This window comes from Streptomyces sp. NBC_00557, assembly GCF_036345995.1.
Taxonomy (GTDB): domain Bacteria; phylum Actinomycetota; class Actinomycetes; order Streptomycetales; family Streptomycetaceae; genus Streptomyces.
This window is the reverse complement of sequence record NZ_CP107796.1, coordinates 6,927,448-6,946,088: the sequence shown is the minus strand read 5'-3', so window position 1 is coordinate 6,946,088 and position 18,641 is coordinate 6,927,448. Positions and strand designations below refer to the sequence as shown.

Below are 18,641 nucleotides of genomic sequence, written 5' to 3'. Positions count from 1 at the left end.
GGCCGGGAGCGGCGTGGCTCCGCCCGTACGCGGAGGGGTGTGGTATGGCTCGGCGGGGCCTGCCGCGTCCCGCCGCCGAGTCGCGGCTCAGCCCTTACGGGGCGACCCGGCGGCGGTACACCTCCACCACCCGCTCCAGCGAGTCCGCCAGGTACGTCTCGAGCAGACGCTCGGCCTCGCGGTTGTCCCCTGCCTGCAGCGCGCGCAGGATCTCACGGTTGCGGACGAGGTAGGGCTCGTGCAGGCGGCGCGGGTCGTCGACGACGTGGAAGGCGAGCCGCAGTTCGGCGAAGACACTGCGCATCAGTTCGTCGGTGCGTTCGCTGCCCGCGAGGGCGACGAGTTCCCGGTGGAAGTGGATGTTCGCGGTGCCCAGCGCCTTCCAGTCGTGCTCCGCGGTCGCCGCCTCCCCCTCGGCGACCGCCGCCGCCACGCCGTCCAGCGGGTAGGGCGGCCGGCCGAGCCCGCGTACGACGGCGCACTCGACCAGTGAGCGCGTGCGGTAGATGTCCTCGACGTCCTCGACGGTCAGGACGCGTACGAAGACGCCGCGGTTGAGCTCGTGGACCAGGAGGCGCTCGTGCGTGAGCAGCCGGAACGCCTCGCGCAGGGTGTTGCGGGAGACCCCGAGCGCCCCGCCGATGCCGTCCTCGGACAGCCGGGTGCCGGGCGGGAAGTACCCGTCGGCGATACGGGTCCGGAGGATGTCCGAAACGCGCTCCGCCGTGCTGGTACGCCCCAGGAGCGCACGGTCGTCGGCCAGTGCCGTCAGCTGCTCTGCCATGCCGGGAATTCAATCGCACGGACCGGAACGAAACAACATGGGTATTGAGGGATCGTTGAACAATCCTCTACCGTGCTGGGAACGGCACCGCTCACCTCCTCGAGGAGCCGGCATGGCGCAGACCCCGCGTATCCAGGACCTCCCCGTCATCGCAGTGGACGAGCACGCGCACGCATGGAGCCCGAAAACCGCCCGGGCCCGCTTCCGGGAGGGCCTGTCGGGGCCCACGGCCGGGGTCGCGGCGGGCCACACGCAGGCCAATCTGATCTCCGTGCCGGCCGACTGGGCGTACGACATGCTGGTGTTCTGCCAGCGCAACCCCAGGCCGTGCCCGGTGCTGGACGTGACGGACGCCGGCGCCAGGTCGACCGTCCTCGCCGAAGGCGCGGACCTGCGCACGGATCTGCCGCGCTACCGGGTCTGGCGGGACGGCGAACTGGTCGAGGAGCCCACCGATGTGCGCGCGTACTGGCGGGACGACCTGGTGTCCTTCCTGCTCGGGTGCAGCTTCACCTTCGAGTGGGCGCTGGCCCGGGCGGGCGTGCCGATCCGGCATGTCGAGCAGGGCCGCAATGTGCCGATGTACGTGACCACGCGCGCGTGCCGGCCGGCGGGACGGCTGCGCGGGCCGATGGTGGTGTCGATGCGGCCGGTGCCGCCGGAGCACCTCCGCGCCGCGATCCGGGAGAGCACCCTGCTGCCGGCCGTGCACGGCGGTCCGGTGCACTGCGGGGACCCCGCGGGGCTCGGCATCGCGGATCTCTCCCGGCCCGACTTCGGTGACCCGGTGACCTTCGGACCCGGTGACATCCCGGTCTTCTGGGCCTGCGGAGTCACCCCGCAGGCGGCGGTGACGGCCTCCCGGCCGCCGTTCGCCATCACCCACGCCCCGGGCCAGATGTTCCTGACCGACGCCCGCGACGAGCAGTACCGGCTGGTCGGCGTCGACTGAGGCAGGGGCCGGCCCCGGTGCGGCGGAGACACGGCTCCGGTTCCGCGGCCCACGCGCGCGTGGGTGCGGCGTGCCCACTGCCGTACGCCCCGGACTCGCCTGCGCCCCTACGACCGCCCGGCGCTGCGCCGCACCGGCCCCGCACGCGGCGAAGCCGTCACGGCTTGACGGACCCCACCGCGACCAACGGCTCGTCGTCCGCCCCGCCGGAAGCAGTCACCGCCGGAGCCCCAGAGCCCGTGCCCGGCGCGCCGGTCGGCCGGGCCTGCCGTGGGATCGCCGGTGTGTTCCTGCCGCCGGGGAGCCGCTGAGCCTCGATGTCCGCGGCCGTGCGCTGCGGCAGGGCCGCCAGCGCCGCCGAGACCGCGGCCGAGGCGTGCAGGTCGAGGTGGGCGCTGGTGCCGCGGGCCTGGTGATGCACCTCGTCGGCGGCCAGGCGCAGCAGTTGCGGCAGCAGGTCCTGGGAGCGCCGGACCACCCAGGCGGTGCCGGCCGTGGCCAGCCACAGCAGGGTCGCGGCCCGGGTCGGCGGGGGGAACTCCGGTTCCGGAGACGGCGGTTGCCCCGTCGCGTGGCCCGCCTCGGCGAGCAGGGCGTGGAAGCGGACGGCGAGCTGGCGGTGCCCGCGCTCCCCCGGGTGCAGGCGGTCGGCGCTCCACAGGGCCCGGTCGCTGATCCAGGCGCCGTCCGCGGCGTGCAGGTGGAGGGCACCGTAGCGCTCGGACAGCGCGTGGACGACCGTGTTGACGGCCCGTTGCCGGCGGGCCAGCGGACGGGCCAGGGCGCCCGGGAGGCCGAGCATGGCGCCGGGGTCGGGCAGGCAGGCGGTGAGCAGGGTGGCGCCCTGGCGGGTGACGGCCGCGTACACCTCGTCGAGGTGGGCGGCCACCGCCCGGATGTCGAAGGTGCGGCGCAGTGTGTCGTTGACGCCGATCACCACCGACACCAGGTCGGGACGGAGTTCCAGGGCGGCCGGCGTCTGCCGTGTCAGCACGTCGTGGGTCTGGGCGCCGCTGACCGCGAGGTTGGTGAACTGCACGGTGCCGGGGTTCTCGGCGAGACAGGGTGCCAGGAGCGCCGCCCAGCCTCGCCAGTGCTCCCCGACGCGGTCGCCCACGCCCTCCGTCAGCGAGTCCCCGAGCGCGACGAAGCGGACGGCTCTCATGCCACGCCCTCCGGAACGGTACGGCTGGCGCCGGACGGGCGGAGCACCTCCGCGTCGTGGGCCGCGAGGAACGCCTCCACGGCCGTACCCCAGCCGAAGCACTCCGCACGCGCGCGTGCCGCGTCCCGGCGTGCGGGCTCGGCACGGTCCAGGAGCAGTTCCACCGCGTCCGCGAAGGCCTCGCCGCGGTCGGCGGCGGTCGCCCCGGCCGAGCCGATGACCTCGGGCAGCGCCGACGACCGGCTGGCCACGACGGGTGTGCCGCAGGCCATGGCCTCCAGCGCGGCGAGCCCGAAGGTCTCGGCCGGGCCGGGCTGCAGGGCGATGTCCGCGGTCGCCTGGAGGGCGCCGAGGGCGGCCCGGTCGGAGACGTGCCCGAGGAACGTCACCGGCAGCCCGTGCTCCCGCGCGCGCTCCTCCAGGCGGGCCCTGAGCGGCCCGTCCCCGGCGACCACGAGCACCGCCCGCCGTCCGCGCCGTATCAGCGCCTCCAGGGCGTCCAGGGCGGTGCCGGGGCGTTTCTCGACGGACAGCCTGGAGCACATCACGAGCAGCGCCTCGCCCCCGCGCGCGTGCAGGGTGCGCAGCCCCGGGTCGCGCAGGGCGGGGTGGCGTTCCATCAGGTCGACGCCCAGGGGGGCGCGTACGACGTTGCGGGCGCCGATGCGCACGAACTCGCGCTCGGCGAACTCGGTGGTGCACACCACCCGCGAGTAGACGTGCGCGGTGCGGGTGTTGAGGGCGTCGGCGGCCCGGCGCGCGAGGTTCTCGGGCACGCCCCAGGTGCGCAGCACGCCGTCGGCGGTCTCGTGGGAGACCATCACGGCGGGCACGCGCGCGCGGCGCGCCCAGCGGCCGGTCCAGCGCAGGGTGGTCCGGTCGGAGACCTCCAGGCGGTCCGGGGCCAGCTCCTCCAGCAGGGCGGCCACGCGCCGCTTGTCGGTGAGGACGCGGTAGCCGCCGGTGCCGGGCAGCAGCGGGCCGGGCAGGGTGATGACCCGGCCCTGCTCGGTGTCGCGGTCGGTGTGCCGTTCGCCGGGCACGATCAGGACGGGTTCGTGGCCGGCCGCCTTGAAGCCCTTGCCCAGTTCCCGCAGGGCGGTGCGCAGGCCGCCGGAGGCCGGGGCGACGAAGTTGGCGAGCCGGACGATGCGCAGGGACTGACCGCTCATGCCGCCACCGCCGTCCTGCGTGCCGCGAGCACGTCGTCGTAGTGGGCGATCAGCTGGTCGCCGACGGCGGCCCAGGTGCGGCCCTCGACCATGGTGCGCGCGGCGGCGCCGAACGCGGTGCGCCGCTCCGGGTGCGCGGCCAGTTCGCGGACGGCCTCCCTGACGGCGTCCGCGTCGCGCGGCGGGACCAGGTATCCGGTGCGGGCGTGGGCGACCAGGTCGAGGGGGCCCCCGGCGGCGGGTGCGACGACCGGCACCCCGCTGGCCATGGCCTCCTGCACGGTCTGGCAGAACGTCTCGAAGGGGCCGGTGTGCACGAACAGGTCCAGTGAGGCGAAGATCCGCGCGAGGTCGCCGCCGGTGCGGCGGCCGAGGAAGACGGCGCCGGGCAGCGCCTCGGCGAGGTGGGCGTGGCTGGGGCCGTCGCCGACGACCACCACCTTGACGCCCTCCAGGGCGCAGGCGCCGGCGAGGAGTTCGACGTGTTTCTCGGGGGCGAGCCGGCCGACGTAGCCGACGATCAGCTCGCCGTTCGGGGCGAGCTCACGGCGCAGCGTCTCGTCCCGCAGGTCTGGCCGGAAACGTTCGGTGTCCACGCCGCGGGGCCAGAGCCGCACCCGGGGCACGCCGTGTGCCTCCAGGTCGCCGAGCGAGGCGCTGGAGGGGGCCAGGGTGCGGTCTGCGGCGGCGTGCACGGAGCGGATGCGCCGCCATGCGGCGGCCTCGCCGGCGCCCATGTAGGTGCGGGCGTATCCGGCCAGGTCGGTCTGGTAGACGGCGACGGCGGGGATGCCGAGCCGGGCGGCGGCGGCCATGCCGCGCACGCCGAGGACGAAGGGGCTGGCGAGATGGACCAGGTCGGCGCGGTGCTGGACGAGCGCGGCGGCGAGCCGCCGGCTGGGCAGGGCGACGCGGACCTGGGGGTAGCCGGGGAGCGGGAGGGAGGGGATCCGGACGACCGGGCACGGGGCGTCCGTGTCCGGTCCGCTGCCCGGAGCGGGGGCGGGGGCGACGACGAGCGGATGGTGACCGCGATCTACGAGGTGCCGGGCGGTCTGGAGCGCGCAGTGGGCCACGCCGTTCACATCGGGGGGAAAGGATTCGGTCACGATGACGACACGCATACGGGTGTTGTCGCCGTGCCGGACGTGGCCGCGTCAACGTCGATCTTTCCGCGCGGGGAACGTCCCATGAGCGTTGGGCTGTGCACCCGGGCAGGTCAGACGGCCGTCATGACCGCCTGACCTGCGGGACATCCGGTGTTCATCCGGCGGGCGGTCGTCCGGCCCGCTCGTGGGCGCGCGGGTCAGCCGAGGGCCGCGTCCGGTCCGAAGCGGCTGCGCACCGCCGTCTGCACCTCCGCCTCCTCGGCGGGATCGGCGGCCAGGCGGCGCAGGCGCTCCACGACCCGGGCGTCACCGGTCTCGGCGTGCCGGGCGGCGAGTTCGCGGGTGGTCTCCTCGCAGTCCCACAGGCATTCGACGGCGAAGCCGGCGGCGAAGGAGGGATCGGTGGCGGCCAGGGCGCGGGCGGCGCGGCCGCGCAGGTGCGAGGAGGCCGTCTCGCGGTAGATGTGGCGCAGCACGGGGGCCGCGCAGGCGATGCCGAGGCGTCCGGCGCCGTCCACGAGGGTCCACAGCGTGGGCGCGTCGGGGCCTTCGCCGCGTACGGCCTCGCGCAGGGCGCCGAGGACGAGGTCGCGGTCCCGTACGCCGCCGCGGCAGGCGAGCATGCGTCCGGCGGCGGCGCCGAGCGGATCGGGGCGCTGCGCCCAGCGGCGCGCGCGGTCGACTGCGGCGACGCTGCGCATCCGTTCGAAGGCGTCGACGGCGGCCTCGACGACGACGCTCGTGCCGTCGGCGACGGCGGCCTCGATCAGGTCGAGGGCGTCGGGGTCGTTGCCGTCGGCGAGGTAGCGCAACGCCGTGCAGCGGGCCCCGTCGCCGCCGGCGCGGGCGGCCTGGACGATCTCCGGCCGGTCCTCGGGGCCGGCCACGGCGACCAGGCAGCGGGCGGCCGGCACATGGAGGGCGGCGCCGCGGTCGAGTCCTTGCTGGGCCCATTCGAAGACGGCGCGCACGCTCCAGTCCGGGCGGGGGCCGGTGGGCCGCATCTGGCGCTGCCAGCGGTCGAAACAGCCGGTCTCCTGCGCGGCACGCACGCGTGCGGCGATCGACGGGCGCGGGTCCTCGGCCCACAGCCGCCAGGGCCGCGGCTCGAAGGCGTCGCGTACGGCGGCCGCAAGTTCCGCCTCGCCCTCGGGGTCGGCCGGGAAGCGGGCCAGGACGGGCGCGGCGAGGGCTCGCAGGCCGGCGTCGTCGTCGCGCAGGGCCAGCTCGTCCAGGGCCCAGGCCCAGTTGGAACCGTGGGCGGCGTACCTGCGCAGCAGTTCGAGCGCGTCCCGCCTGCCGTAGGAGGCGAGGTGGCCGAGTACGGCCAGGGCGAGGCCGGTGCGGGACTCGTCGGTGTCGAGGACGTCCTCGGGGTCGAAGAGGTGCGCCTCGACCGCGTCCAGCTCGCCGTTCAGGTCGAGGTAGAGGCGGGCGTAGTACAGGGAGCGGTTCTCCACCTGCCAGTCGTGGCGGGGATCGCGCTGCACGCAGTGGTTCAGGGCCGCCAGCGCTTCGGCGCGGGGGGCGGTGAGCGCGTGCAGTGTGCCGTCGCCGCGGCCCCGCTGGAGCAGGCCGAGCAGCGTACCGCTGGGCGCTATGACCGGATCGAACATGGGAAACAGCCTCACATCAAGCGTCGACGCAACCGGGGAACACGCGTTACCTGGCCGCGTGACACAACGTCGGAGCGCCCGCCGTCTCTTGCTTGCTGAAGACCATCTCTCTCTGCCTCTCGTCGGTGGCCCATGCGGACCGCATCACGGCCCGCGCGGTGCGGCAACACCTGCCCAGCCATCGCGTCCGTGAATCACGTCGTCATGATGACCCGGCGGTTTGCGCTGCCGCGACCGTATTTCCGGCGGCCCCGTACCGCCTCCCCCGTTTTCCGTGTCGTACCTGGTCAGGATGGGCGCGTCAGTGCGCGCCGAACAGCTCCAGGAGTTCCGTCTTGCCGAACATGCGGGCGGTGTCCACGGCCGACGGCGTGCCCGCGGCGGGGTCGGCGCCGCCCTCCAGGAGGGCCTTGATCACGTCCGTCTCCCCCTTGAAGACGGCGCCCGCGAGCGGGGTCTGGCCCCGGTCGTTGACCTGGTCGGCCGCCGCGCCCCGGGCGAGCAGGGCGCGCACCGCGTCGGCGTGACCGTGGTAGGCGGCGAGCATCACGAGGGAGTCGCCGCGGTCGTTGGTGAGGTCGGCCGGAACGCCGGCGTCGACGTATGCCACGAGCGCCTCCGTCTGGCCGCGCCGGGCCAGGTCGAAGATCTTGGTCGCCAGCTCCACGACCTCGGGGTCGGGGGCTTCACTCATCGGCGGACCGCCTCTCGTGCAGACTTCGGGACTTCGGGGAGCGTACGGCAAGCGAGCGGAGCACGGCCGTACGGGTGAATCGCAAGGGTACTGGCTTGTGCGGCACATGACCCGATGCGCCCGAGGTAAAGATCACCGATGGCCCCCGCCGGGACGGACAGACCGGCCCAGGCGAGCAGGGACCCTCCGCCAGCCGGGGGAAATCGCCCGAATTTCACCCAGTTGCACCTTTAATCGTATGGATACATCCTGTGATCCTGGAAGAACTCATGGTGACTGTCCCCCACTCCCACCAGGAGGCCTCAAATGATCCTCTCCATGTCAGGCGTCGTCCTGCTCGGCACCATCGTGTTCCTGTTCTTCCGCAAGGACGGCCTCAAGGGCTCGCACGCGTGCGTGTCGGCGCTGTTCGGCTTCTACCTGTCGAGCACGGGCATCGCTCCGAGCATCAAGGCGGGCGGGGACAGCCTCGCGAGCCTCCTCGGCGGAATCAAGTTCTGAGTCCGCCCACCGCCCACCCGCACCCACCAGTCAACAGGAGACAGCAGTGGCCCGGCGCCCTCTCCCCCGCATTCTGAGCAAGGACAGCGCCCAGATCGCCCGGACGCAGCTCGCCAGGAGCCGGGAACTGGCCCGGACGGCGGCCGACGGCGCCACCGACGTCCTCCATCCGCTGATCACGGTGACGCGCGGGCTGCGCCGGCTGGCCTCGGCCGGGCTGCGCAGATGGGCCGACACGCCCAAGGACAGGCGAGGGCCGCTGCTGTTCCTGGTGGCCTGTGTGGTCCTGGCCGTGTTCCTCATGCCGTACGGTCCGCTGCTCGCCGTCGTCACCGTGATGGCGGCAGCGGCCTGGCACGGCCGCGACCGCACCCCGCCGGCCGCGGAGGAGCCCGACGAGTCCCGGACCGAGCGGCTCCAGTCGCTCTACGACGCCCTGGTGCCCTACTTCTCCAGCCCCGCCGACCCGGCTCCGCTGTACGCGCACGGCGGCGCGTGGGAGAAGGCGTTCGCCTCGCACGAGTTCGACGACAGCGGGCGCGTCGGCCATCTCGTGATCCGCTACCCGGCGTACTTCCCGGACGGCGAGCCCGAGGCCCGGGCCCGGATCGAGCACCTGCTCACCGCGAAGGCCGGCCGGGGGCGCGAATACCGCTTCGCGTGGGACGAGGAGGGCAACCAGCTCACCGTCACCGCCCTGCCCCCGCTGCCCGCCGACATCCCGGCCCAGCACTTCGTGACCGCGCCCGGCGAGATCGTGCTGGGCTTCACGGACGCGAGCGAGGTCCACCGCACGCTCCCCCTCTCCTACGGAGAGGAACGGATCGATGTGCCGCCGGTCGTCTGGCGCACCGGCATCCGCTCCACCGAACCGCATCTGCTGGCCCTGGGACACCCCGGCAGCGGCGCCTCGACCCTGCTGCGCTCCATCGCCCTGCAGGTCCTGCGGTTCGGCGACGTCCTCATCGTCGACGGCGGCGGCACCGGCGAGTACGCCTGCCTGACCGGCCGGGACGGAGTGCTGGCCGTGGAGTGCTCGCTGCCCGGGGCGCTGGCCAGCCTGGAGTGGGCGGCGCAGGAGACCGAGCGGCGGCTCATCGCCATCAACCTGGCCCGGCAGGCCGGCGACCCGCCCCCCGCCGACGCCCGCCGCCCTCTGTGGATCCTGCTGGACCGCCCCTCCGTCTTCGCCCATCTGGCCATGGCGGACGGCCGCAAGGACCCGCAGTCGCTGCTGCGGGTGCCGCTGCGGCACGGCCGGGCCGCGAACGTGACGGTCGTCGTGGCCGAGCAGTTCGACGGCGAGGACGCCCTGAGCGAACCGGTACGGCAGCACACACGCGCGCGTGTCGTGCTCGGGCCCGTGGCGGCCCGGCAGGTCGAGGAGGCGCTGGGCGCTCCGCCACCCACCACGCCGCCGGGCCACGTGCCGCCGGGGCGGGGGTACGCGCGGCTCGGGCCGGGGCCGGTGCACCGGCTGCAGGTGCCGCGTACGCCGGATCCGTACGACGACGCGACCAGCGACGCCGACCGGCAGGCGGTGCTCGAGCTGCTGCCCCCGCGGGCCACCGCGGTGGCGGCTCAGCCGGCGGATCTCACGAAGCCGGAGACTGACGTCGCGCCGGTGAGCGCGGAGGTCATGGCCGCGGAGCCCTCGTAGGGTTCCTGCGCTGTCGGGACGGGGCCGCTCGCCGACGCGGTGCCTGGGTTCAGCCGGGCCGCCCCGCCGGGCACGAGCCCGCCGACGCGGTGCACGCGCTCGGCCGGGCCGCCGCGGCCGCCCCGGCACACCGCGGCCCCGAGCCATCGCCCAGACGTGAGACGCTTCCGTCCCTCGCCCCTGAGCCGGCGAGCTCCCTCACGCCACGAACGTACGCGGCGCCTCGGTACCCCCGGTGCCGCCCGTCTCCACCAGGCGCGCCGCCGCCGCCAGTCGGACCGCCGCCTCCTCCGCCACCGCTCCCCCGACGGTGAACGGCAGCCGGAGGTAGCCCTCGAAGGCGCCGTCCACGCCGAACCGGGGGCCGGACGGGACGCGGACGCCGGTCCGCTCCCCCGCCTCGGCGAGCCGGGAGCCGGACAGGCCGCCGGCGCGGACCCACAGGGTCAGGCCGCCCTGCGGCACGGTGAACTCCCACGACGGCAGCTCGCGCCGGACCGCCGCCACCAGCGCGTCCCGGTTCTCCCGGGCCTGGGCCCGGCGCAGTTCCACCGCCTGCTCCCAGCCTCCCGTGCTGAACAGCCAGTTGACGGCGAGCTGTTCCAGCACCGGCGTACCGAGATCGGCGTACGCCCGCGCGGCGACCAGGCTGCGGATGACGTCCGGGGCCGCCCGCACCCAGCCGATCCGCATGCCCGCCCAGAACGCCTTGCTGGCCGAGCCGACCGTGATGACGGTCGAGCCGGCCGGGTCGAAGGCGCAGACCCGGCGCGGCATGCCGCCGTCCGCGAACTGCTCGTCCAGCCACAGCTCGGTCATCGTCTCGTCGGCGACGAGCACCGTGCCGGCCGAGCGCGCCGCGTCCACCAGACGCCGCCGCTGGTCCTCGTCGGCGAGCGCCCCGGTGGGGTTGTGGAAGTCGGCGACGACGTAGGCGAGCCGGGGCGCGGCCTCGCGCAGGACCTGGCGCCAGCGGTCCAGGTCCCAGCCGGACAGGCCCTCGGCCATCGCGACCGGTACCAGACGGGCGCCCGCCTCCCGCATCAGCTGCAGGATGTTGGCGTAGGAGGGGGACTCCACGGCGATCCGCTCGCCGCGGCCCGCGAAGAGGTGGCAGATCGCGTCGATGGCGCCCATCGCGCCGGTCGTCACCATGATCTGCTCGGGCATGGTGGGGATCCCGCACGCCGTGTACCGCTCGGCGATCATCGCGCGCAGCGCGGGCAGCCCGGCCGGGTAGTCGCCGTGCGTGTGGGCGTACGGGGGCAGTTCCTCCAGGGCGCCCTGCACGGCACGGGTGAGCCAGGGCTCGGGGGCGGGGAGGGAGGCGCAGCCGAGGTCGATCATCGAGCCGAGGGCCTCGGGCGGCAGGGGTTCGAGCCCCCTGGCGGGCAGCGGGTTGCCGGCCGGCACGGCGGTCCAGCTGCCCGCTCCGCGCCGGGACTCCAGGAAGCCCTCGGTGCGCAGTGCCTCGTACGCGGCGGCGACGGTGGTGCGGCTGACGGACAGGGCGAGGGCCAGCTCCCGTTCGGCGGGCAGGCGGGCGGCCACCGGCACGCGTCCTTCGAGCACCAGCAGCCGGATGCCGTCGGCGAGAGCGCGGTAGGCCGGTGGACGGCGGGTGCCGGGGCCGGCCGGGCGGTCCTGCTGGGACTTGAGCAGCCGGGCGAGCTGCGCGGCGCCCATCGCAGAGGTCCACTGCGCCATGAAGATCAGTCCACCTTCCCCGGATTGGCCATGGATGGTGATTACTTGCAAGCCACAGAGTGACATGCACCAGGCCACCGCCACCACCCAGGGGGGTACGTCGTGTCCGTTCCGCGCCGTCTCGGACGACGGTTCATCCAGCTGTACGCCGGGCTCGCGCTCTACGGCGCGAGTTCCGCCCTGCTCGTCGAGGCGGGCCTGGGCCTCGAGCCCTGGAACGTGCTGCACCAGGGCCTCGCCGAGCTCACCGGGCTGACCATCGGCGTCGTCTCGATCGTCGTGGGGGCCGCGGTGCTGCTGCTGTGGATCCCGCTGCGCCAGCGCCCCGGGCTCGGCACGGTCTCCAACGTCTTCGTGGTCGGGCTCGCCATGGACGGCACGCTCGCGCTCGTCCCGGACCCGCACACGCTGACCGTGCGCGTCCCCCTGCTGCTCGCGGGCATCGTGCTGAACGGCGCGGCGACCGGGCTGTACATCGCGGCGAGCTTCGGCCCGGGCCCGCGCGACGGCCTGATGACGGGACTGCACCGGCGCACCGGCCGCTCGATCCGCCTGCTGCGGACCGGCATCGAGGTGGCGGTGGTGGTCACCGGGTTCCTGCTGGGCGGGACCGTGGGCGTCGGCACCGTGCTGTACGCGGTGTCCATCGGCCCGCTGGCGCAGCTGTTCCTGCGGGTGTTCGCCGTCCCTCAGGCACCGGGTCGCAGCACGGTCGTTGCCGGTACGACACCGCAAGGAGCGATACTGCGTTCGTGACCCTCACCAGCCCGCGTCTGCGCCATCCCTATCTCGACCATCCCGGACCGATCGCCTTCGCCCACCGGGGCGGGGCGGCCGACGGGCTGGAGAACACCGTGGCGCAGTTCCGGCGCGCAGCCGAGACGGGCTACCGCTACATGGAGACCGACGTGCACGCCACGGCCGACGGCCAGCTCGTCGCCTTCCACGACGCGACGCTGGACCGCGTCACCGACGGCGCGGGCCGGATCGCGGACCTGCCGTGGGAGGAGGTGCGGCAGGCGCGCGTAGCCGGCCGTGAACCGGTGCCGCTGTTCGAGGAGTTGCTGGAGACGTTCCCCGAGGTCCGGTGGAACGTCGACGTCAAGGCGGAGCCCGCCCTGCGCCCCACCCTCGACCTGATCGAGCGCATGGGCGCCTGGGACCGGGTCTGCGTCGGCTCGTTCTCCGAGGCGCGCGTGCTGCGGGCCCAGCGGCTGGCCGGGCCGCGGCTGGCCACCTCGTTCGGCACGCGCGGGGTGCTGAACCTGCGGCTGCGCTCCTGGGGGCTGCCAGCCGCCGTGCGCCGGTCCGCCGTCGCCGCGCAGGTGCCCGAGGCCCAGTCGGGCGTGCCGGTGGTCGACCACCGCTTCGTCCGCGCCGCCCACGCGCGCGGGCTGCACGTGCACGTGTGGACGGTCAACGAACCCCAGCGGATGCACCGGCTCCTGGACCTGGGGGTCGATGGCATCATGACCGATCACATCGACACGTTGCGCAAGGTCATGGAGGAGCGGGGCGTCTGGGTCTGACCGGCCGGCGCCCGGCCCGAGCCTTCGCGCCTGAGCGGGTGAGCGGGGAAGCGAGGGCAGGGGTGGGCACGGACACCGTGCGGGCGGAGGCGGCGGCCGACACCGCGGGCCTCCGGCGCGAGCAGCGCGGCTGGTACTTCTACGACTGGGCCTGCTCGGTCTATTCGACGAGCGTGGTGACGGTGTTCCTCGGGCCGTACCTCACGGCGGTCGCCGAGCGGGCCGCGGACGCCGGCGGCTATGTGCATCCCCTGGGCGTCCCGGTGCGGGCGGGCTCCTTCTTCGCGTACTCGGTGTCGCTGTCGGTGATCCTCGCGGTCGTGGTGATGCCGCTCGCGGGCAGCCTGGCCGACCGTACGGGCCGCAAGAAACCGCTGCTCGCGGCGGCGGCGTACACCGGCGCGGCCGCGACCACGGGGATGTTCTTCCTGGACGGCGACCGGTATCTGCTCGGCGGGCTGCTCCTGGTGGTGGCGAACGCGGCGCAGTCCGTCGGGATGATGCTCTACAACTCCTATCTGCCGCAGATCGCGCCGCCCGAGGAGCGGGACGCGGTCTCCTCACGGGGCTGGGCCTTCGGCTACGCCGCGGGCTCCACGGTCCTGGTCGCCAACCTGGTCCTGTACTCGGCGCACGACTCCTTCGGCCTGACCGAGACGGCCGCCGTCCGGGTCTGCCTGGCCTCGGCCGGCCTGTGGTGGGGCGCCTTCACGGTCGTACCGCTGCGCAGGCTGCGCGACCGGCACGCGCGCGTGGAGCGCTCGGCGGCGCCGGGCCTGCGGCAGCTGGCGGCGACGGTCCGGGACATGCGCCGGCATCCGCTGACGCTGTCCTTCCTGCTGGCGTACCTCGTCTACAACGACGGCATCCAGACGGTGATCACCCAGGCCTCCGTCTACGGCTCGCAGGAACTGGGCCTCGGCCAGTCGACGCTGATCACGGCCGTGCTGCTGGTGCAGGTGCTGGCGGTGGCCGGAGCGCTGGCGATGGGACGGCTGGCGAGGACCTACGGCGCGCAGCGGACGATCCTCGGCTCGCTGGTGGCATGGACGGCCACCCTGGCCGCCGGCTACTTCCTGCCCGCGAAGGCCCCGGTGTTCTTCTTCGTCCTGGCCGCCGGGATCGGGCTGGTCCTCGGCGGCAGCCAGGCGCTGTCCCGGTCGCTGTTCTCCCATCTCGTGCCGCCCGGCAAGGAGGCGGAGTACTTCTCGGCGTACGAGGTGAGCGACCGCGGGATGAGCTGGCTGGGACCCCTGCTGTTCGGCATGACCTACCAGCTGACCGGAAGCTACCGGTCCGCGATCATCTCGCTGGTGGCGTTCTTCGTCATCGGTTTCGTGCTGCTGGCGCGGGTCCCGGTGCGGCGGGCGATCGGCGCCGCGGGCAATCCGGTTCCGGAGAAGATTTGAAGCGCCGATTTAGCGTTCAACCCCAAAGGGCGGTAGTGTACGCCTTTGGCCTGCCAGGCGTACCGTTACTGCGCGTCAAAGAAGCCGAAACGCTGGGTGACATCTGCTAGCAGATGTGACAAACCGGGCGCCGGTGGGTAGAACAAGGGGCGGCTACGACGGCGACGCATGACCCGGAACGGGACACGGAACGGGAATCTTTACCGCCGACCGGACGTTGACCGGATGACGACGACAGCGACACCTGTCCTGTGGGCGACAAGCCCGGGAGGCACGATTCATGAGTGAGCGAGCTCTTCGCGGTACGCGCCTCGTGGTGACCAGCTACGAGACGGACCGCGGTATCGACCTGGCTCCGCGCCAGGCCGTGGAGTACGCATGCGAGAAGGGGCACCGTTTCGAGATGCCCTTCTCGGTCGAGGCGGAGATCCCGCCGGAGTGGGAGTGCAAGGTCTGCGGAGCCCAGGCACTCCTCGTCGACGGCGACGGCCCTGAGGAGAAGAAGGCCAAGCCCGCGCGTACCCACTGGGACATGCTGATGGAGCGGCGCACCCGTGAGGAGCTCGAAGAGGTCCTCGAGGAGCGCCTGGCGGTTCTGCGCTCGGGGGCGATGAACATCGCGGTTCACCCCCGGGACAGCCGGAAGTCGGCCTAGTCCCTGCGGGGCCGGGCCGGACACAGCGCATACGAAGACCGCGGGCGCCGTACGGATTCACGTACGGCGCCCGCGGTCTCGTCTGTCCGGGAACCTGCTCACCGGTCTCGTCTGTCCGGGGACCTGCTCACCACGTCAGCGGCGGCCGCTGCCGCTCCCCCGGCCCCGGCCGGTCCTCGCGGATGACCTCGCCCGGCACCACCTTGCCGTCGGGGCGGTGGATGCGGACCTGCTGGAAGGCGTCGCGGAGGCTGCCCGGAGCGGCCGTGCGCAGCCGCTTGTCCAGTGCGTTCTCCGTGTACCGGCGCACGGCCCGCTGCACCGGCGGCAGCAGCAGGAGCAGACCCGCGGCGTCCGACAGGACGCCGGGGATCATCAGCAGCAGTCCGCCGAGCATCATCAGGCCGTTGCCGCCGCGCTCCGGTGAACCGCCGCGCCGCAGTGCCTCGTTCAGACTCTGGAAGGCGCGCCGGCCGGCCCGCTTGATGACCGCGGAGCCCGCCACGAGGCCCGCGACGAGCAGCAGGAACACGGCGAGCCCGCCGGCCGCGCCCGCGACCAGGGTCAGCAGCCAGATCTCCAGCACCAGCCAGGCGGCGACCCCGAGCGGCAGATACCTGCGCAGCCGGGAGCGCCGGGGCCGGGCGGTGTACGGAGAGGTGGGAGCGCCAGTCGTCATGCCCCCAGTGTGCCTGGCGGCGGCTCAGCACGGGATAAGGGGCTGACCGGCCGGTCCGCCGCGGGTTACCTGGAGCTCTTGTTCCTGCCGGTGAGGCGGGCGAACCGGTCACCCGCGCCCCAGGCGGTGACCCGCCACAGCGCCTCGATGAGGATGTCCTTGCTCATCTTGGAGTCGCCCAGCTCGCGCTCGACGAAGGTGATCGGGACCTCGACGACGTGGTAGCCGGCCTTGACCGCGCGGCGGGCCAGGTCGACCTGGAAGCAGTAGCCCTGCGAGGCGACCTGGTCCAGGCCGAGACCCTCGAGGGTCTCGCGGCGGAAGGCGCGGTAGCCGCCGGTGATGTCGCGCAGCGGGAGATCGAGCGCGAGCCGGGAGTACAGGCTGCCGCCCCGGGAGATGAACTCGCGGGACTTGGGCCAGTTCACCACGCGGCCGCCGGGCACCCAGCGCGAGCCGAGCACCAGGTCGGCGCTCTTCAGCGCGGTGAGCAGCCGGGGCAGCTCCTCGGGCTGGTGGGAGCCGTCGGCGTCCATCTCGACCAGCACGCCGTAGTCGCGCTCCAGGCCCCAGCGGAAACCCGCGAGGTAGGCGGCGCCGAGGCCCTCCTTGCCCTTGCGGTGCATCACCTGGACGTGGGTGTCGTCGGCGGCCAGCTCGTCGGCGAGCTTGCCGGTGCCGTCGGGGCTGTTGTCGTCCGCGATCAGTACGTGCGCCTCTGGGACGGCCTTGCGCACCCGGCCGACGATGGTCTTGATGTTCTCCGCCTCGTTGTAGGTCGGAATGATCACCAAGGCCGTGCCGAGCGGACCGAACTGCCTCCCCTGGGCCTTCGCCGCGAGGGTCCCGTCGCCGTCGTTCACTGCTGCCCCTTCTGATCGTACGCAGGGGTCCACCATAGTGGCCGCCGTGTGGGAAGACGGCACACGTCGTTCGTATGGGGGTGTCGATTCCACAAGAGTGGGGTAAGAATGCGTTTTTCGGTACCCTCGCGACCCCTGCGGATGGGGGCCCGGCGCCCTTCGGGCCGACCTGGGACCCGCTGGCTGCGGATCGACCGAAAGCCGTTGTCTACTGAGCGCACGGGCCCCACCCGGGTCACACCTTGCCGACCGGCCGAAGCGTTCCCTCGGCGGCGCGGGCGCTGAGCCTGGCTCCCAGTGGCGGTGCCCCGGTGCGGCACACCGTCCCTGACCCAGCGGCGCTGCGCCGAGTTGCGCGAACACTCCCCGGTCGGGCGTCCGGTGGTGGACTCGGACGAACCTACCGGCCCCTGGCCGCCGACTGTCAACAGCCGTCTGACCTGGCACGACGCGGGGAAGGCCGGACTCGCCGGGGAGGATGCGCAGGTGGGGCGGCGGGACCGCGGCGGCCGTTCGCCGCCGCGCCACCCCCGTAGATCACTCGCCCGGCCGTACGAAGACCGTCCGCCCGCCGACCACCGTGCGCAGACAGACCGGCAGGTCGCGGCCCGGGGTGAGATCGGGCAGGCCGGGCGTGCCCGAGCGGGGGTCGGTCGACCAGCGGGCCACCCGGTCGTCGGGGGCCTGGACGACCAGCTCGTCGGTGCGCCAGACCGCGTAGTCGGCGGGCGCGCCCGGCACCAGGACGCCCGCGTCGTCCCGGCCCACGGCCCGCCAGCCGCCGCGCGTGTGGGCGGTGAACGCGGCGCGGACGGAGACCCGGTGCTCGGGCGTGCGGTGGAACGCGGCGGCGCGGACGGTGCCCCACGGGTCGAGCGGGGTGACCGGGCTGTCGGAGCCGAAAGCGAGCGGCACCCCGGCGCGCAGCAGGGCCGCGAAGGGGTTGAGGGTGCGGGCCCGTTCAGCGCCGAGACGGCGGGCGTACATGCCGTCCTCGCCGCCCCACAGCGCGTCGAAGGCGGGCTGCACGGAGGCGATCAGGCCCAGCTCGGCGAAGCCGGCGATCGTGTCGGGGGTGAGCATCTCGGCGTGCTCGACGCGATGGCGGGCGGCCCGGATCCGGGCCAGGCCGAGCTTCTCGGCGGCGGCGCGCACGCCCGCCACGACGGCGGTCACGGCCGCGTCGCCGATGGCGTGGAACCCGGCCTGCAGTCCCGCCTCGGTGCAGGCGACGACGTGGTCCGCGACGGCGTCCGCGTCCAGGTAGGCGGTGCCGGTGTGGCCGGCGTCGGCGTACGGCTCGTGCAGACAGGCGGTGTGCGAGCCGAGGGCACCGTCGGCGAACAGGTCGCCGGCGGCGCCCGCCGCGCCCAGTTCCCGTGCCTTGTCGGCGTTCTGCTCGGCCCAGTAGCCGATGACCCGGGGGGCGGGCGTCTCGGCGGCGAGCTTCAGCAGGCCGGTGAAGTCGTCCTCGGAGGAGATCTGCGGTCCGCCGCACTCGTGCACCGAGCCGATGCCGAGCGAGGCCGCGTGGGCGAGGGCGGCGCGCTGTGCCTCGGCGCGCTGGGCGGGGGTGACGGCGGCGAGCGCGGCCTCGCGCACGGCGTGGTGGGCGTCGGCGGTCAACGGGCCCTCCCCCGGCGCGATTCCGGGCACCAGGTCGAGCAGCGCCGTGGTGACGACCGCCGAGTGCACGTCGATGCGGGAGAGGTACAGCGGCCGGCCGCCGGCGGCCTCGTCGAGCTCGGCGCGGGTCGGCGGCCGGCCGCCGGGCCAGCGGGCGGCGTCCCAGCCGTGGCCCAGCAGGACGCGGTCGTCCGGGCGGGCGGCGGCGAAGTCGCGCACCAGGGCGAGGGCCGCCTCCAGGGAGGGGGCGCCGGACAGGTCCAGGCCGGTCAGGGCGAGACCGGTGGCGGTGGTGTGCACATGGGCGTCGGTGAAGGCGGGGGTGACGAGGGCGCCGTCGAGGTCGATCACCTCGTCCACGCCGTCGGCGAAGGCGTCGGCGGCGCCCTCGGAGCCGACCCAGGCGACGTGACCGCGTTCCACCACCATCGCCGTGGCGAAGGGGTCCGCGGGGCTGTGCACCTCGCCGCGGCGCAGCAGGACGGTCTTGGGGGGCTCGGCGGTGCTGTCACTCATGGCG

At 74.1% G+C, this 18,641-nt stretch carries 17 protein-coding genes; 7 read left to right on the top strand and 10 right to left on the bottom strand.

Features of this window, described 5'->3' with window-relative positions:
* Positions 1-94 precede the first annotated feature (94 nt).
* Positions 95-784 carry a GntR family transcriptional regulator gene (locus OG956_RS30665; protein ID WP_330341245.1) on the bottom strand — a complete coding sequence of 230 codons (690 nt, stop codon included), beginning with the start codon at positions 782-784 and terminating at the stop codon, positions 95-97.
* A gap of 112 nt (positions 785-896) precedes the next feature.
* On the opposite strand from OG956_RS30665, the gene OG956_RS30660 reads away from it, so the two are divergent.
* The gene (locus OG956_RS30660; RefSeq protein WP_330341244.1) at positions 897-1,736 is read left to right on the top strand and encodes a putative hydro-lyase; all 840 of its coding nucleotides are present in this window, start codon (positions 897-899) and stop codon (positions 1,734-1,736) included.
* Positions 1,737-1,893: 157 nt separating this feature from the next.
* On the opposite strand, the gene OG956_RS30655 is transcribed toward OG956_RS30660, so the two are convergent.
* The 5 genes from OG956_RS30655 to OG956_RS30635 all read right to left on the bottom strand — a co-directional run bounded on the left by OG956_RS30655 (position 1,894) and on the right by OG956_RS30635 (position 7,492).
* Positions 1,894-2,901, bottom strand: coding sequence for an SGNH/GDSL hydrolase family protein (locus OG956_RS30655; RefSeq protein ID WP_330341243.1), 1,008 nt, complete (start codon positions 2,899-2,901; stop codon positions 1,894-1,896).
* Entirely contained in the window at positions 2,898-4,073 is a 1,176-nt protein-coding gene (locus OG956_RS30650) for a glycosyltransferase (RefSeq protein ID WP_330341242.1), read from the bottom strand. Before OG956_RS30650 ends, OG956_RS30655 begins: the two co-directional genes overlap by 4 nt.
* Complete coding sequence (locus tag OG956_RS30645; RefSeq protein ID WP_330341241.1) at positions 4,070-5,197, bottom strand: glycosyltransferase family 4 protein; 1,128 nt, start codon at positions 5,195-5,197, stop codon at positions 4,070-4,072. The genes OG956_RS30650 and OG956_RS30645 overlap by 4 nt, the downstream gene beginning before the upstream one ends.
* A 182-nt stretch (positions 5,198-5,379) precedes the next feature.
* The gene (locus OG956_RS30640) at positions 5,380-6,798 is read right to left on the bottom strand and encodes a HEAT repeat domain-containing protein (protein ID WP_330341240.1); all 1,419 of its coding nucleotides are present in this window, start codon (positions 6,796-6,798) and stop codon (positions 5,380-5,382) included.
* 301 nt (positions 6,799-7,099) lie between these two features.
* A complete protein-coding gene (locus OG956_RS30635; RefSeq protein ID WP_330341239.1) occupies positions 7,100-7,492 on the bottom strand; it encodes an ankyrin repeat domain-containing protein in 393 nt (130 codons plus the stop codon).
* A gap of 306 nt (positions 7,493-7,798) precedes the next feature.
* Between OG956_RS30635 and OG956_RS30630 the strand changes: the two genes are divergently transcribed.
* Together OG956_RS30630 and OG956_RS30625 are read left to right on the top strand one after the other, a co-directional pair.
* Complete coding sequence (locus tag OG956_RS30630) at positions 7,799-7,993, top strand: hypothetical protein (protein ID WP_330341238.1); 195 nt, start codon at positions 7,799-7,801, stop codon at positions 7,991-7,993.
* 46 nt (positions 7,994-8,039) lie between these two features.
* Positions 8,040-9,653 carry a hypothetical protein gene (locus OG956_RS30625; RefSeq protein ID WP_330341237.1) on the top strand — a complete coding sequence of 538 codons (1,614 nt, stop codon included), beginning with the start codon at positions 8,040-8,042 and terminating at the stop codon, positions 9,651-9,653.
* Positions 9,654-9,851: 198 nt separating this feature from the next.
* Here the strand turns inward: OG956_RS30625 and OG956_RS30620 are convergent, their stop codons facing one another.
* Entirely contained in the window at positions 9,852-11,360 is a 1,509-nt protein-coding gene (locus OG956_RS30620) for an SCO1417 family MocR-like transcription factor (RefSeq protein ID WP_330341236.1), read from the bottom strand.
* 102 nt (positions 11,361-11,462) lie between these two features.
* Between OG956_RS30620 and yczE the strand changes: the two genes are divergently transcribed.
* The 4 genes from yczE (at position 11,463) to OG956_RS30600 (ending at position 14,953) form a co-directional block, all read left to right on the top strand.
* Positions 11,463-12,116 (top strand): membrane protein YczE, encoded by a 654-nt coding sequence (gene yczE / locus OG956_RS30615; protein ID WP_330341235.1) that lies wholly within the window; start codon positions 11,463-11,465, stop codon positions 12,114-12,116.
* Positions 12,113-12,889 carry a glycerophosphodiester phosphodiesterase gene (locus tag OG956_RS30610; protein WP_330341234.1) on the top strand — a complete coding sequence of 259 codons (777 nt, stop codon included), beginning with the start codon at positions 12,113-12,115 and terminating at the stop codon, positions 12,887-12,889. The genes yczE and OG956_RS30610 overlap by 4 nt, the downstream gene beginning before the upstream one ends.
* Before the next feature lie 62 nt (positions 12,890-12,951).
* Positions 12,952-14,298 carry an MFS transporter gene (locus OG956_RS30605; RefSeq protein ID WP_330341233.1) on the top strand — a complete coding sequence of 449 codons (1,347 nt, stop codon included), beginning with the start codon at positions 12,952-12,954 and terminating at the stop codon, positions 14,296-14,298.
* Between the two features lie 280 nt (positions 14,299-14,578).
* The gene (locus OG956_RS30600; RefSeq protein WP_003977404.1) at positions 14,579-14,953 is read left to right on the top strand and encodes an RNA polymerase-binding protein RbpA; all 375 of its coding nucleotides are present in this window, start codon (positions 14,579-14,581) and stop codon (positions 14,951-14,953) included.
* 127 nt (positions 14,954-15,080) lie between these two features.
* Here the strand turns inward: OG956_RS30600 and fxsA are convergent, their stop codons facing one another.
* The 3 genes from fxsA to OG956_RS30585 all read right to left on the bottom strand — a co-directional run bounded on the left by fxsA (position 15,081) and on the right by OG956_RS30585 (position 18,637).
* Positions 15,081-15,632 carry an FxsA family membrane protein gene (fxsA, locus tag OG956_RS30595; protein ID WP_330341232.1) on the bottom strand — a complete coding sequence of 184 codons (552 nt, stop codon included), beginning with the start codon at positions 15,630-15,632 and terminating at the stop codon, positions 15,081-15,083.
* 65 nt (positions 15,633-15,697) lie between these two features.
* Positions 15,698-16,495, bottom strand: a complete 798-nt coding sequence (locus OG956_RS30590) for a polyprenol monophosphomannose synthase (RefSeq protein ID WP_330341231.1) — start codon at positions 16,493-16,495, stop codon at positions 15,698-15,700.
* Between the two features lie 537 nt (positions 16,496-17,032).
* Positions 17,033-18,637 carry an amidohydrolase gene (locus OG956_RS30585; RefSeq protein WP_330341230.1) on the bottom strand — a complete coding sequence of 535 codons (1,605 nt, stop codon included), beginning with the start codon at positions 18,635-18,637 and terminating at the stop codon, positions 17,033-17,035.
* Between the last annotated feature and the right edge of the window lie 4 nt (positions 18,638-18,641).